At 62.2% G+C, this 13,080-nt stretch carries 14 protein-coding genes and 1 pseudogene; 6 read left to right on the plus strand and 9 right to left on the minus strand.

Going from position 1 to position 13,080, the window contains the following annotated elements; genetic code table 11:
• Window positions 1-6 precede the first annotated feature (6 nt).
• Genes AC0L17_RS00455 through AC0L17_RS00470 form a run of 4 tightly spaced genes read right to left on the minus strand, consistent with a single transcriptional unit; the run spans window position 7 to window position 2,867 of the window.
• Complete coding sequence (locus AC0L17_RS00455; protein ID WP_473514613.1) at window positions 7-138, minus strand: hypothetical protein; 132 nt, start codon at window positions 136-138, stop codon at window positions 7-9.
• A complete protein-coding gene (locus tag AC0L17_RS00460; protein ID WP_473514356.1) occupies window positions 135-1,037 on the minus strand; it encodes an SDR family oxidoreductase in 903 nt (300 codons plus the stop codon). The genes AC0L17_RS00455 and AC0L17_RS00460 overlap by 4 nt, the downstream gene beginning before the upstream one ends.
• Entirely contained in the window at window positions 1,034-2,194 is a 1,161-nt protein-coding gene (queG, locus tag AC0L17_RS00465; RefSeq protein ID WP_473514357.1) for a tRNA epoxyqueuosine(34) reductase QueG, read from the minus strand. The genes AC0L17_RS00460 and queG overlap by 4 nt, the downstream gene beginning before the upstream one ends.
• Window positions 2,175-2,867, minus strand: a complete 693-nt coding sequence (locus AC0L17_RS00470; protein ID WP_128169289.1) for a glutathione S-transferase family protein — start codon at window positions 2,865-2,867, stop codon at window positions 2,175-2,177. The genes queG and AC0L17_RS00470 overlap by 20 nt, the downstream gene beginning before the upstream one ends.
• A gap of 180 nt (window positions 2,868-3,047) precedes the next feature.
• Between AC0L17_RS00470 and AC0L17_RS00475 the strand changes: the two genes are divergently transcribed.
• Entirely contained in the window at window positions 3,048-3,854 is an 807-nt protein-coding gene (locus AC0L17_RS00475) for an undecaprenyl-diphosphate phosphatase (RefSeq protein ID WP_023803684.1), read from the plus strand.
• A gap of 260 nt (window positions 3,855-4,114) precedes the next feature.
• The gene (locus AC0L17_RS00480; protein WP_473514358.1) at window positions 4,115-4,441 is read left to right on the plus strand and encodes a hypothetical protein; all 327 of its coding nucleotides are present in this window, start codon (window positions 4,115-4,117) and stop codon (window positions 4,439-4,441) included.
• Between the two features lie 16 nt (window positions 4,442-4,457).
• Here the strand turns inward: AC0L17_RS00480 and AC0L17_RS00485 are convergent, their stop codons facing one another.
• From AC0L17_RS00485 to rsmI, 4 genes and pseudogenes are all read right to left on the minus strand, one after another.
• A complete protein-coding gene (locus AC0L17_RS00485; protein WP_473514597.1) occupies window positions 4,458-6,011 on the minus strand; it encodes a tetratricopeptide repeat protein in 1,554 nt (517 codons plus the stop codon).
• A gap of 237 nt (window positions 6,012-6,248) precedes the next feature.
• A pseudogene (locus AC0L17_RS00490) lies at window positions 6,249-6,374 on the minus strand (winged helix-turn-helix domain-containing protein); the annotation flags it as partial.
• A 390-nt stretch (window positions 6,375-6,764) separates the two neighbouring features.
• The gene (locus AC0L17_RS00495) at window positions 6,765-7,142 is read right to left on the minus strand and encodes a YraN family protein (protein ID WP_091592007.1); all 378 of its coding nucleotides are present in this window, start codon (window positions 7,140-7,142) and stop codon (window positions 6,765-6,767) included.
• Window positions 7,135-8,064, minus strand: coding sequence for a 16S rRNA (cytidine(1402)-2'-O)-methyltransferase (gene rsmI / locus AC0L17_RS00500; protein ID WP_473514359.1), 930 nt, complete (start codon window positions 8,062-8,064; stop codon window positions 7,135-7,137). Before rsmI ends, AC0L17_RS00495 begins: the two co-directional genes overlap by 8 nt.
• A 166-nt stretch (window positions 8,065-8,230) precedes the next feature.
• On the opposite strand from rsmI, the gene AC0L17_RS00505 reads away from it, so the two are divergent.
• The 4 genes from AC0L17_RS00505 (at window position 8,231) to AC0L17_RS00520 (ending at window position 11,470) form a co-directional block, all read left to right on the plus strand.
• Window positions 8,231-8,428, plus strand: a complete 198-nt coding sequence (locus AC0L17_RS00505; RefSeq protein WP_139172565.1) for a hypothetical protein — start codon at window positions 8,231-8,233, stop codon at window positions 8,426-8,428.
• Between the two features lie 7 nt (window positions 8,429-8,435).
• Window positions 8,436-8,624: a hypothetical protein gene (locus AC0L17_RS00510; protein WP_091592003.1), complete on the plus strand. Its 189-nt coding sequence runs from the start codon at window positions 8,436-8,438 to the stop codon at window positions 8,622-8,624.
• Between the two features lie 144 nt (window positions 8,625-8,768).
• The gene (locus AC0L17_RS00515) at window positions 8,769-9,674 is read left to right on the plus strand and encodes an FHA domain-containing protein (RefSeq protein ID WP_473514360.1); all 906 of its coding nucleotides are present in this window, start codon (window positions 8,769-8,771) and stop codon (window positions 9,672-9,674) included.
• A gap of 26 nt (window positions 9,675-9,700) precedes the next feature.
• Complete coding sequence (locus tag AC0L17_RS00520; protein ID WP_473514361.1) at window positions 9,701-11,470, plus strand: caspase family protein; 1,770 nt, start codon at window positions 9,701-9,703, stop codon at window positions 11,468-11,470.
• A gap of 115 nt (window positions 11,471-11,585) precedes the next feature.
• On the opposite strand, the gene AC0L17_RS00525 is transcribed toward AC0L17_RS00520, so the two are convergent.
• A complete protein-coding gene (locus AC0L17_RS00525) occupies window positions 11,586-12,992 on the minus strand; it encodes a caspase family protein (protein ID WP_473514362.1) in 1,407 nt (468 codons plus the stop codon).
• Window positions 12,993-13,080: the final 88 nt, after the last annotated feature.

Genomic DNA, 13,080 nt, shown 5'->3' on the forward strand with positions numbered 1-13,080 from the left:
AGAGATCTAAAGCGCGTTGCGACGCGCTTCAGCAGCAGCGATTTGCCGGGCAATGGTCGCTTCAACATCGTCATGAAAGCAGAACCCCTCTGCAAATTGGGTCGAATCATAGCACGCCCGGCGCGCGATTTCGATCACGACCGCTTCATCGGGCTGCGCGCCTCGCCGTCGCGCCAGTTGCCCGAAACCCACATATGGTCGAATGCCCTGCGGTAGTCGGGAAAGCGGAAGCGATAGCCGGCCGCCTTGATCGCCGTGTTGGCGACACGCTTGTTCTCGCCATAGAAGGACCGCGCCATGGGCGAAAGTTGGGCGGTCTCGAACGGAATTTCCGGCGGCGGTGTGACGCCCATCAACCCTGCGGCATAGGTGACGACGTCCTGCGGCGGCGCCGGCAGGTCGTCGGTGACGTTGAAGATGCCGCCGCTGGTGTGCTTGAGCAGATGCCAAAGCGCCCCGGCAATGTCGTCGCAATGGATGCGGTTGAACACCTGGCCCGGCTTGACCAGCCGCCGCGCGGTGTCGTTTTCCAGATTGACCAGGGCATTGCGGCCCGGCCCGTAGATGCCGGAAAGCCGCAGGATCGCCACCGGCCGGGCGATGTCTCGACCCAGCTTTAGCCAGTCCTGCTCGGCGGCGACACGCAGCATCGAGCGCTTCGACAGCGGCCTGCATGCGGCGGTCTCGTCGACCCAACCGCCGCCATGGTCGCCGTAGACGCCGACGGTGGAGAGATAGGCGATCCATTCGAGCGCCGGCATCTTCGCGATTGCCTGGCGCGCCGCATTCAGCACCGGGTCGCCGGCCTCTTCCGGCGCCACCGAGACGACGAGGTGGGTTGTTTTCTCGAGCGCGTCGCTGATTTCAAGCGTCAGCGCGCCATCGAAAACCAGCGGCTGGATTCCGGCTTGCCGCAGCGCTTCGAATTTCTCTGCTGCGCGTGTCGTGCCAAGGATCGTGCCGGCATCCTTGCTGGCGCGGGCAAATGCCTTGCCCGAATAGCCGGCGCCGAAAATGAGGATCTGCTTCTCGCTCATGCATGCGCCTCGATCTGGTTTGCCAGCGCTAGGCGCCATTCGCGTCGCACGGCCTCGTCGCCTTCTGCTTTCACCGCAGCGCTGGCCGATTTGGCGAATTCCGAAGTCGGCACAAGCCGTGACAGCGCCCAAACCGCTGCGCCGCGCACCAGCGGCGAGGCGTCACCGAGCAGCGCACGCACGGCGTTTCCGAGCGAGGGTTCGCCGGAATTGCCGGCGGCGATCAGCACATTGCGGACAAAGCGGTCGCGACCGATGCGCTTGACCGGCGAACCGCTAAAGAACGACCGGAAGGAAGCGTCGTCGAGCGCCAACAGATCGGCGAGCGGCGGCTCGCGCAAGTCCGCGCGGGCGACGAGCTTTGCCTCGGACGCTGCCCGGGCAAACTTGTTCCATGGGCAGGCGGCCAGGCAATCGTCGCAGCCATAGATGCGGTTGCCGATTTTTTCGCGGAACTCGTGCGGGATCGGCCCCTTGTTCTCGATGGTGAGGTAGGAGATGCAGCGGCGCGCATCGAGCCGGTAGGGAGCCGGAAAGGCGTCGGTCGGGCAGGCGTCGAGACAGGCGCGGCAAGAGCCGCAATGGTCGTCTTCGGGCGTATCGGATGCAAGCTCGGCCGTGGTGAAGATGGTGCCAAGGAACAGCCAGGAGCCGTGCTCGCGGCTGACCAGATTGGTGTGCTTGCCTTGCCAGCCGAGGCCGGCGGCTTCTGCCAGCGGCTTTTCCATCACCGGGGCGGTGTCGACGAACACTTTTACGTCGCTCCCAGAGTGCCCCACGATCTTGCCGGCGATCTCTTTCAGCCGGCCCTTCATCACATCGTGATAATCGCGGTTCTGCGCATAGACGGAGATCGCGCCGCGCTGGCGCTTGCCCAGCACCGCGCGCGGGTCGTGGTCCGGCCCGTAGTTCATGGCCAGCACGATGATCGAGCGAACTTCGGGCCAAAGCGCCATCGGCTCGCCACGGCGTTCGAGCGTCTCGGCGATCCAACCCATCGAGCCGTGGAAGCCGTCGGCGACGAATGCGGCAAGCCGGGCCGGCGCCTGCGGGATGGCATCGGGCGTGGTGACGGCAACGGCATCGAAACCGGCGCGCCGCGCCTCGCGGTCGATCAGCGCGCGCAAGTTTTGCGCTCTAGAAATCGAGGTCCGCATAATGTGACACCGGCGACAGGCCGCGCACCCGGTCGGATAAAAGCGGCCGGAACGATGGCCGTGATTTCACCCGTGCATACCATTCGCGCGCGGCAGCGTGTTCGCGCCAGTCGATCTCGCCGAGATAGTCGAGCACGGACAGCGCAGCCGCGGCCGCGAGGTCGGCATAGGTGACCTTGCTGCCGGCCAGCCAATGGCGGGTGCCGGCCAGCCAGTTGGTGTATTTCATGTGCTGGCGGATGTTGGCGCGCGCGGCGCGGATCGCCGCCGAATCGGGCGAGCCGCCGCCCGCCGTTTCCGGCATGATCGGCTTCAGCACGCGCTCGCGCACCAGGTGCCGCGTCACCTCGCTATCGGCCTTGCTGAGATACCAGTCGGTCAGCCGGCGGATTTCGGCGCGCTCCATCGGGTCCTCGGCGAACAGCCGCTTGTCGCGCTTGAGCACGCCGCGCGTCTCGTCGAGATATTCGCCGATGACCATGGCGCCGACGATCGGCACGTCGCCCTCGGCAAGCAGGATCGGCAGCGTGCCGGCCGGGTTCAGCGCCAGGAACTCCTTGCGCCGCATCCACGGCTTTTCCTCGATCAGCGCCAGTTCCTCGCCATACTCGCCGAAAGCGAGGCGAACGAAGCGGCAGGTGGCGAACATCGGGTGGTGGAAAAGCGTCAGCATGGTCCCGCGATAATAGAGCGCACTGGCAAATCGCCGGCTGCGCCGGTAAGTCTTGGCCGCCCGATTCAGGGGGCCGCCCCGATTCAAAGGGCCGTCAGGGTGCTGCGACCTATAGGAGGAGTTCCGCGCCATGACAAGCAAGCCGTTCTTCAAAGCTCTCACTCGAACGCCGAGGTTTCCATGGAAAGCCAGACCATTGTCGAAGCGCTGCTGCTCGGCATGATCGAGGGCATGACCGAGTTCATTCCGGTCTCGTCGACCGGCCATATCCTGCTTGCCGGTCATTTTCTCGGCTTCCATTCGACCGGCAAGGCCTTCGAGATCCTGATCCAGCTCGGCGCCATACTGGCGATCCTCAGCGTCTATTTCCATCGCCTGTGGCAGATGCTGGTCGACCTGCCGCGTGATCGGGTGACGCGGCATTTCGTTCTCGGCATCCTCGTCGCCTTCCTGCCGGCGGCCGTCATCGGCGCGCTGGCGCATGGCTTCATCAAGACGGTGCTGTTTGAATCGCCGAGGCTGATCTGCGTCATGCTGATCATCGGCGGCCTGGTCCTGCTGTGGGTGGATCGCTTCAAGCCGAAGCCGCTCTATCACGACGTCGAGCGGTTTCCGCTCCGGCTCTATCTGCAGATCGGACTGTTCCAGTGCCTTTCGCTGATCCCCGGCACGTCGCGTTCCGGTTCGACGATCGTCGGCGCGCTGCTTCTGGGCGTCGACAAACGCGCGGCTGCGGAATTCTCCTTCTTTCTCGCCATGCCGACGATGGTCGGCGCCTTCGCCTTCGACCTGTTCAAGAACCGCAATGTGCTGACCAGCGCCGATCTGCCCATCATCGCCGCCGGTTTCATCGCCGCCTTCGTCGCGGCGCTTATCGTCGTGCGCTTCCTGCTCAACTACGTCTCGCGCCACGGCTATTCGCTGTTCGGCTGGTGGCGCCTGGTCATCGGCACCGTCGGCCTGGCGGCGCTGTTCGTCCGGGGGTGAGGCGGCACGCTTATTGGTTCGTTTGGCCTAACAATATCGGCTGATGGCGGGGGACGACCAGCGTAGACCCGCCCCTCCAACCCAAGCCGTCATCGCGGGGTCGTTCTCGCCCGCTTGAATGCATCTGATGGGCCGAATCGACTGTGTTCACCACTCTTCAGAACTTTTTCACGCCGATATCATGACTTCGAACGAGCCCTCGCGTCCTCTCTCCCACGACGTTCCCACACGGTTCGGGCGTCGAACTGAGGAGATAAAGGATGATCAACCGCATCTTGGGAGTTCTCGTGATCGGCACCGCCACCACGGCGTCCGCTGGTGATGGTCTGAGCCGCCACATTCTCGCACGGGCAGCAAGCTGTTGGCCTACGCAGACGGCGATGCGCGGGATCAGCTTCAGTGCAGATGTCCGCGTCAGTTTCACCCGCGAGGGTCAAGTCAGTGCCATCCAGATCGTCGACGTTGCGCCGCAGACCGAGACGTTCAAGGGCTTGGCCAGGGATTTCGCGGATGCATTGAAGCGCTGTGGTCCGTACGTCACCGAAGGCAAGAGCGAAATGAACCTCAATCTCTCATGGCCGCTGTAAACGCAGCAAGGTGCTGCTACTTCGTCACCGAGAATTCATAACGCTTGAAGCGAGACAGCAGGATGTATTCGTTCGGGGCTCCGGGCGTGACGCTCAGGTTGCGGAACACGGCGCCACAGCCCGTCAGTTTACGCGGATAGGCGGTGCACAGGCTGTCGCCCTGCACCCACATTCGACCGGTCACGACCTCCTCACCAACTGTTCGGGTCACGCTGCCGTCTGCCGCAATCACAGCATGGTAAGCCAAGACATCGGGCAGAACCTGGCGTCCCGTCAGCTCGTGTCCGATCATGAGATTGCCGATGTCGACGCCATTCATCCGTTCAGCGGATTCGGGTTCCATTCCGGCAGGAAGCTCAGAAACCCCTGCCTTCCTCAAGCCATCGAGCAGGCGAACGATATCTTCCTGTCGCTTGTAGACGAAGAACTGCTGCGCGATCAGCAGGTTCGGCTGACCCTCCTGCCTTTCCGACAGCACGCTTCGGAGCTGCTCCAGGGCTGAGGCCGCTTCCGGCAGGCGATCGAGATGCGCAAGCGCTGCGACAAGAACATGCAGGCCGTAGAACTTCGTCCACGGATTGGGCGACCGAACATCGACCTGCTCAAGCTGCGCGACCGCCTCCTCGTAGCGGCCCTGGCCGAACGCCGCCAAGCCAGCCTGATAGTGTCGCCACTCCGTCCACCCGGGATCGACGCGTAGGGCCGCCTCGAGAAAGGTTCGCCCCTCAGCCGGCCTGCCGTTGAAGATGAGGGCCTGGCTCAGCCCTTCGTAGGTCCAGGAATCGCTCGGGTCGAGTGCTATCGCCTTTTGCAGGGCAGCCACCGCCTCGTCGGACCTATGCTCCCGGACCAGAAGCTCGGAAATCAGCTGATAGTAACCGGGAGACGGATTTCCGGCAGCGATGGCCAGATTGCCGTAGAGCTCGTCGTCGATCTCGGTCCAACCAAGCCCGAGGGCCTGTCTCCTCGCGTCGTCGGCATCCCAGTGGAGCCATGCCAATTCCGCGGCCGCCGCGCCGAAATCGGCATCCAGCGCCAAGGCCTGGCGCAGGTAGCGAGATGCGTCAACGGTGCCTGATGGTGTATCCGTTCGTCGCGCCTCGATAGCGCGCCGAAAAGCCTGGTAAGCTTCCGGATCGTCAGTATCGCCGGACACGGCCAGGTTTGCTTTTCCCGGGACGAGCTTTAGCTGCAGCGCGGCGACAATCTGACCGGTCACCTGGTCCTGGAGCTTGAACACATCGCTGAATGGACCTTCGAACCGCTCGGCCCAGATCTGGCCAACCGTTGAGGCATCGACCAAGTGCGCATTGATGCGCACTTCATCGCCGAGACGTCGAACCGAGCCCTCCAGCAGGTAGCGGACGCCGAGCTCTTTCGCGATCTTCGCCGGCGGCAGACCGCTGTTGCGATATGCACGCGCGGCATTGTGCGAGACGACGAACAGGCCGGGAACGCGCGCCAGCTCTGTCGTCAGATCGTCCGCGAAACCGTTGGCAAGATAGGCCTGCTCCTCGGCTTCGCTGAGATTTGCGAACGGCAGAACCGCGATTGAGAGCGAGGTCGGCACTTCCGTATCAAATGTAGGCCTCCAGATGAACGCCGCGACTGCGGCAACGATTGCCAGTACAGCGCTTACAAATATCAGGCTTCGCCGGCTTTTGGTCTCGTGCTGGTCAGGAGAGCCAGTGCCGTGAACCTGCGGGTAGCGATCGTGAGGTATGCCGGGCGCTTGGCTTTCGGGGACAAAGCGATATCCCCGTCGCGCGACTGTCTTGAGCAGGCTCTGCTTCTCGTCGCCGATGGCTTTCCTGATTTCGCTGATGCACTGGGAAAGACTGTTTTCCGTCACCGCGATGCCGGGCCAGACAGCGTCCAGGAGCTCCTCCTTGGTGACGACACGGTTGGCGTTGGCGACCAGATGCTTCAGCACCGCGAGCGATTGAGGCCTCAGCGGGACATCTTCACCATGCTCGCCGTGCAGAAGACCGGCGTCGAAATCGAACTCGACACCGTTTAGAACAAGGCTCGGTGGATTGACCAGGTTCAAGGCTGCTCTCGATCATCGTGCTGATCGTTCGGGCGGCATGTTGCTCGGCAGGCCGCCTTTGACTTGAGAATCGGCGCCTGTCGCCGAAAGTCAACCAGCGTTTGAAAGTCGGCGCTGCTTCCCGGGACGAAACCTTGGCGCTGCGATCGCAAACGTCCGGAAATTCGCGACCGAGCCGGCTGGCGCATCGACTTGGATTATGCCGCGATGGAGCGTTCTACGTGGAATGGTCAGTGCGCTGCGATCCGGGATCCCACCGGCGACTTCTAGAGCCTAGCTCCGCCCGTAAAAAACATTCTCGACATGCACCGGCCAGCGCCACGGCAGCACCGCGACCATGTCGAAGCGCACCGACAATCTGCCATAGTCGGACTGGCGCGACAGCCAGAGATCGGCGGCGCTTTCGATGCGGCGCTCCGATTCGCAGCGAACAGCTTCCATCGCTTCCACCAGCGTGCGGCGAGCCTTCACCTCGACGATCAGCACCAGGTTGCCGCGCCGCGCGATCAGGTCGATCTCGCCGAACCGCGTGCGGTGGCGGCGGGCCAGGATCCGATAGCCCTTCACCATCAACGCCGCCGCAGCCAGCCACTCGCTGCGGTGGCCGCGCCGATAGGCGCGCTGGCGGCTGGCGACCGGGCGTTCAGCCATCGCTGTCTTTCCCGGTGTCGCCGTCTTTGCCGGTGTCCTTGAGTTCGAGCAGCCGCCGGTAAAGCGCCTGCTTCTGGCCGCCGGTCATCTTGGCGGCTTCCGCCGCCGCCTTGGAGGCCGGCATCTCGGCGGCAAGCGAAAGCAGAAGCCGGTCGATGTCCGCCGGCTCGTCGGCCGTTGCGTCCGACTGGCCGACGCAGATGACGATCTCGCCCTTCGGCGTGTCGGCCGCCGCGTAATGATCGGCGAGCGACTGCAAAGTGCCGGTCCGTATCTCCTCGAAGGTCTTGGTCAGCTCGCGGCCGATCGCGGCCTTGCGGGCGCCGCCCAGCGCCTCGACCATGGCACCGAGCGTCTCGGCCAGCCGGCGCGGCGATTCGAAGAAGATCAGCGTCGCCGGCACGGTTTTAAGCGCCTCCAGCCGGGTCAGCCGCTGGCCGGTCTTCACCGGCAGGAAGCCGGCGAACAGGAAGGCGTCGGAGGGCAGGCCGGAGGCCGTCAGCGCCGCGAGCGGCGCCGACGGGCCGGGGATCGGCACGACGCGAATGCCCTGGTCGAGCGCTTCGCCGACCAGTCGGTAGCCCGGATCGGAGATCAGCGGCGTGCCGGCGTCCGAGATCAGCGCCACGCTCTGCCCGGCCAGCAAGGCTGCGATCAGTTTTGGGCCGGCCTCGCCGGCATTGTGCTCATGATACGCAGTGGTGCGGCGGCGGATGCCGTAGCGGTCGAGCAGCACGCGACTGACACGCGTGTCCTCGCAGGCGACGATGTCGGCGGCGGCGAGCGTTTCAAGCGCGCGTAATGTGATGTCGGCGAGATTGCCGATCGGCGTCGCCACCAGGTAGAGCGCCGGCTCGAGCGGCCGGGCCGGTATCTCGGTCTGGCCGATCACGTAGCTGCGTTTTGCCGACTCGCCGGTCACCGGTGTCCCCCGTCAGGCTCTGACCTTGAATGCATTCGGCCCTGTTTGGCACGGCTCACGCCGGGTTGCAAAACCCATGCCGAAGTGACGCGGCTGTCATGCCTTTGCCACACTGCGGAACGAAACCGTGCCCGGCGGATTTATGCCTGATCTCGGGAGGAGCAGGATGGACAGCCTCAAGATACAAGACGTTTTCGAACCCTACTATGCAGGCCGCAAGCGCTTTGCCGTGCGAAAGGACAAGGGCCTGCCTGCCAAAGCCGGCGCCGGCTCGGCTAAAAGGCCGCGAAAGCGTCGGCCGTCAAAGGCAACCAAGCTCGAGATCGAGCCCTCGACCGGCACCGGCAGCACGATGGAGCACTGACCAGACGATGCCCAATCGCTTCGACATTTTCATCACCCGCCTTGAAACCAAAAGCTCCCACAATGGAGCGCCCCCACATCCGACAAGCGATCGATACCGTGCACGCCGCGACAAGGGCGAGGCCAAGCCGGCTCGCGACGGTGAGGCGGACGCCGAGAAAGACCACGCCAAGCGCCGCCCCAAGCACGACGCCTGACTACCGCGACCTTCGCGATTGGCCTAGACAGACGCTCCAGACTTGGGTCCACGACACTTCGTCGTCTGGAATGTCGCCAGCCTCTGTTCATAACGTGCTAATATTGAACCTACGTGCGCGCGCCTGGGCGTACGGGAGGGGATCATGTCGGCAACTTTAACCGCACTGAGCAACAACGAGGCCTACAGGCTGGGAGATTTCAGCCTGATTGGTCGTGGCGAACATGCCACAATACGCTTGGAAGACGGGGAAGTTTCGCGCCAGCATGCAACGATCCGGCGCGACGGCGCGAACTACTGGGTTGTCGATGTCGGCAGTGCCAATGGCAGCTATGTGAATGACGTGGCGCTCACAACCGCGCGTGTGCTGCACACCGGCGATCGCGTCCAGTTCGGCAGGTCGATTTTTGTTTTCGACCAGGGCACGACTGCCCCCGATCCAGATTCGCAAGTGGCGAACACAAAAACGCAATGGGGCAACCCGGCAGCCCCCAAGAGCCGGCCGGCCACCCTGTTCGTTGCTGATTTGAAGGAGTTTACCGGAATTAGCGCAAGGCTGTCCCCGGAACAGGTGGCGGCCCTCCTGGCCGAGTGGTATATGGACTGCAATATGATCTTGAAGCACTACGGTGCCTCGATCGACAAATTCATCGGTGATTGTGTATTTGCTTATTGGCACGAGACGGCAGCGGATGTCTGTGTCGCTGCGGTTCAGGCTGCTCAGGCGCTCCGCGCTGCGGAAGACGCGGCTACGTCGCCAGCGCGAGTACTGGTCAGGGAACAACAAGACATCGTACTCGACTGCCGCATTGGCCTTCATGTGGGTGAAGTTGCTATCGGCGCTATGGGCAAAGGCATCAACACCGCGCTGGGCGATGCCGTGAATTTGGCGTTTCGTATTGAGGGATTGACGCGAAAACTGGACAAGCCGCTGTTGGTCAGCGCCCAGTTCGTCGAGCACTGGCCTGAAGGCAGACAATATTTCAAGTCCTGCGGCTATCACGAGGTCAAAGGGCGCGCCGAGATGATCGAGGTATTCAGCCTAGAATAGGCGCGCCAGCAGTAGGAGAGGCAGCCATGGGGCTCAGAAATCTTCGGGCATTTCTATTTTTCTTGCTTCTGATGGTGCTGGGCTTTTCAGCGCCGCTACGCGCTGCTGAAGGTAAGCGCCTTGCGTTGGTAGTCGGGAATTCTGCCTACACGGCGACAACGCCGTTGGCGAACGCCGCCGCCGACGCCCGTGCCTTTACAGCGTTCCTGAAGGAAAACGGCTTCGAGGTAGACAGTCTGATTAACGTCGACCGGGCCGGTTTCGCGAGAGGACTCTCTACTTTTTCAAAAAAGATCGGGCCAGCCGACACCGCCTTGTTCTACTTCGCTGGCCACGGGATGCAGCTGAAAGGCGAAAATTTTCTGCTCGGGCTCGATGCCGAGCTGCTGTCGGAGTTTGATGTCGACGCCGAAGCCATCGCGCTGAATTCCATTATAGGCACTATGGAGCGGAAAGCCTCGCTGTCGCTTCTTTTCGTCGATGCCTGTCGCAATAATCCGATCGCCGACCGGCTGAATGCAAGCGTCGAAGGCGTCACCCGCGGCGCTGCGTTGAAGGGGCTGGCGCCTGTGGGTTCCACCGGCTCGGGAACGATGATCGCCTTCTCCGCTTCGCCTGGCCAGGTCGCCTACGATGGAGTCGGTGAGAATTCGCCTTTCACGACGGCCTTAGTTGAACATATGTCCAGCCCTTCGCTAGAGGTAGGTACGGCTTTCAAGCGTGTGATCCGCGATGTCCGCATAAAGACGAACAACCTCCAATCGCCGCAGATTGTCTCGAACATTGCCGCTGAATTTTACTTCAACGCCAGCGCGCCGGCGACCGCTGTCGCCGTATCCGATTTTCTCGCCCAGATAGATTTCGAAAAGGCCGAGCGCATTGCCACTGCACGCGGCTGGCAGCTTTACTTGGCCAAGCACCAATCCGGCTCTTTCTCCGACAGCGCTCGCGCTGCGCTGCGTCTGCTCGAACGTGGCGGCGATGGCCTCGTGTCGCCGCAGGAAGCGGAACGCCGTATGAAGCTGACGCAGTCTCAACGCAAGGAAATCCAGCTGACGCTTTCCGACCTCGGATATGACATAGGTGCGGCGGACGGCAATCTCGGTCAAAAGACTCGCAGGGCGATCTCTCGATATCAGAAGGCGCTGGGGCTCACCGAGACTGGATACATCAATAGCGTCGTCGCCAACAGGCTGGAGCTGGTTGGCGTCACGAGCACGGATTCCGTCGTATCTGCCGACGAGGCGCGGCTCTTCGACCCCGAGGATTTGAAAGGGCTCGAAACCGATGAGCGCACTATTCGCGCCGCGCAGTGCCTCAGGGGCAAAGAAATCATCTACGGCGAGTTTGGGAGCCGCCTCTATGTGGCGGTTTACGATCGCCACTCGTCTTGGCAGACCGCCAAATCTGCTGCCCAGCGGTGTGAAGCGCATCTGGCGGCGATCTCGTCAAAGGCGGAGAACGACTTTATTTACGGGCTGTTCGAGACTGATGAACGGATGTTCGAAACTGGCTTCGACGGAAGAGTGTCCTACAAGATGGGTCCGTGGATCGGCCTTGAGCAGGATCCGGGGGCACGCGAGCCTCGTGGCGGCTGGCGATGGCTGACCGGCGAGCCAATGACTTACAACAATTGGCTTCCCAACCACCCCAACGAGCACAAGCAGGGTGATGATTTTGCGATGTTTTATGCTCATCTGGACGGCAACCGCGACACGGCCAACCTCAAGGCGAGCACGTGGGACGATATGGGTCCGCAAAACAGCTCGCACGGCTACATTATCGAGTTTCGATAGGACGAGGTGGAAGATGGGATCGCCAGCATGCCTCTCGGCTGCCGCTTACCGGTTCTCGCCGGCTTCAACACACGCCCCGTGGCCGTGATCGATCGGCAGCCTCTGCCGAGGCACGTCACTCGCAGATTGTAAGTCGATCGCGGCAGAAGCCGCTGCCCCGGCGAGCCCCGGCGGCCCGCGCTCGAACCCTGCACTCATCGTGGGTTTCTGCCCTGCAAACGCGAGCTGGCCTGCTCGCGCTCGGAGTAGCGGCGGCACGCTTCTGTTCCGTTGTCGGTCGTGGCCGGGTATTCGGGCCATTTGCATGGCCGGGTTCTTGTATCGAATTCGGCCGGGCAATCACCGGACACACGCGCGCTGTGCTTCCTTCCAATATCTTCAAAGCAATTGTTGTCGGTTTCGCCATATCGATCTCAGCGCCGGAGTGGCGAGCGAAACGGCGCAACGCCTCCCGGGTCCTTCCACCCCAGATGCCGTCTGGGTTTCCCGGATTACACCCAACGCGGCCAAGCTCGCGCTGTATCCGCTTCGCCAGCTCGTTCGGGGCATCTTCCTGGCTGGCGTCCGATTGATGATCTGCATTCTCCAACTGTTGAATTTGGAGTCTGGCGAGAGGCACAAACAGGCCGTCCGGGTACAGTTGAAGATAATCCTTTAACGCTCCGCTGCTTTTGGAGCCGCGGATTGAGGTCCACAACTCGATTTCCGTCAGGCTCGCATCTCGGCTGCTGTTGTTGGCTGGCGAGACTGCCGTTGGGCCACGAGGAGGGGCAATGAAAATTTCCCTGCCAGGCAGCGATCCATACGTGAATGGTTCCTGCTTGCCGCCTGTCGCGGCCAGAACAGTGTCGCGAACCTTGCGGAACACGAATTGGATGTCTACCCCGGGTTCACCCAAATGCGCCAACAGCCCTGCAGTGTAGGGACTGTTCCGTCCCGCTCCATCGAAAGCGGTTGTACCTTCCTTCGCAGCGTACCCGACCAAGGTTCCGGCTGCCGGTTCAATCGCAGCCAGGCCTCTGCCGACGGAACGCGTTGCGTTTGATCGTCGCATGGCCGCGATAAAAGGGTTGTCCCGGCAAGCATCAAGGAGAACCACCCGCACGCCGGAGACACGGGACAACGCGTTCATCACCAGATCCAGCGGGATTGCCTCAAACTCGACGTCGGAATCAGCGCTCAGGCTGACATCTGTAGGCACGAGAAAATTTCTATTCTCAACCTCAACCCCATGTCCCGCGAAGAAGATTATTGCGAAATCAGCACCTTCCGCCTCGCGACCGAACTCCTGCAGAGCTTTCCTGAACGAGGTATGGTCCAAGTCCATCTTGCGAGATACTTTGAACCCTACCTTTGAGAGCAAGGCCGCCATGTCAGCAGCGTCATTGTTCGGATTGGGAAGTCTAGCGACCCGTTGATAGCTCGAATTGCCGATCACCAGCGCAACACGTTTTTCAGCCCACGCCACCTCCAGCCCGCCGATCAGAGCGATGACAGCAAGCGCGATGTTGAAGAGGCGCATTTTAGCCCCGTGCTCTGCTTCAGCCGCATATTAGCGGCGCCCGACCGAAGCTTGACCAGTCAGGCCCACGCTTGCAAGTAATTATCGG

The organism is Mesorhizobium sp. WSM4829, from assembly GCF_055811475.1.

Coding starts and splice junctions, on each gene's coding strand:
- AC0L17_RS00460 (WP_473514356.1), bottom strand. CDS start 1,037: ATGAGCGAGAAGCAGATCCTCATTTTCGGCGCCGGCTATTCGGGCAAG.
- queG (WP_473514357.1), bottom strand. CDS start 2,194: ATGCGGACCTCGATTTCTAGAGCGCAAAACTTGCGCGCGCTGATCGAC.
- AC0L17_RS00470 (WP_128169289.1), bottom strand. CDS start 2,867: ATGCTGACGCTTTTCCACCACCCGATGTTCGCCACCTGCCGCTTCGTT.
- AC0L17_RS00475 (WP_023803684.1), top strand. CDS start 3,048: ATGGAAAGCCAGACCATTGTCGAAGCGCTGCTGCTCGGCATGATCGAG.
- AC0L17_RS00480 (WP_473514358.1), top strand. CDS start 4,115: ATGATCAACCGCATCTTGGGAGTTCTCGTGATCGGCACCGCCACCACG.
- AC0L17_RS00495 (WP_091592007.1), bottom strand. CDS start 7,142: ATGGCTGAACGCCCGGTCGCCAGCCGCCAGCGCGCCTATCGGCGCGGC.
- AC0L17_RS00505 (WP_139172565.1), top strand. CDS start 8,231: ATGGACAGCCTCAAGATACAAGACGTTTTCGAACCCTACTATGCAGGC.
- AC0L17_RS00510 (WP_091592003.1), top strand. CDS start 8,436: ATGCCCAATCGCTTCGACATTTTCATCACCCGCCTTGAAACCAAAAGC.
- AC0L17_RS00515 (WP_473514360.1), top strand. CDS start 8,769: ATGTCGGCAACTTTAACCGCACTGAGCAACAACGAGGCCTACAGGCTG.
- AC0L17_RS00520 (WP_473514361.1), top strand. CDS start 9,701: ATGGGGCTCAGAAATCTTCGGGCATTTCTATTTTTCTTGCTTCTGATG.
- AC0L17_RS00525 (WP_473514362.1), bottom strand. CDS start 12,992: ATGCGCCTCTTCAACATCGCGCTTGCTGTCATCGCTCTGATCGGCGGG.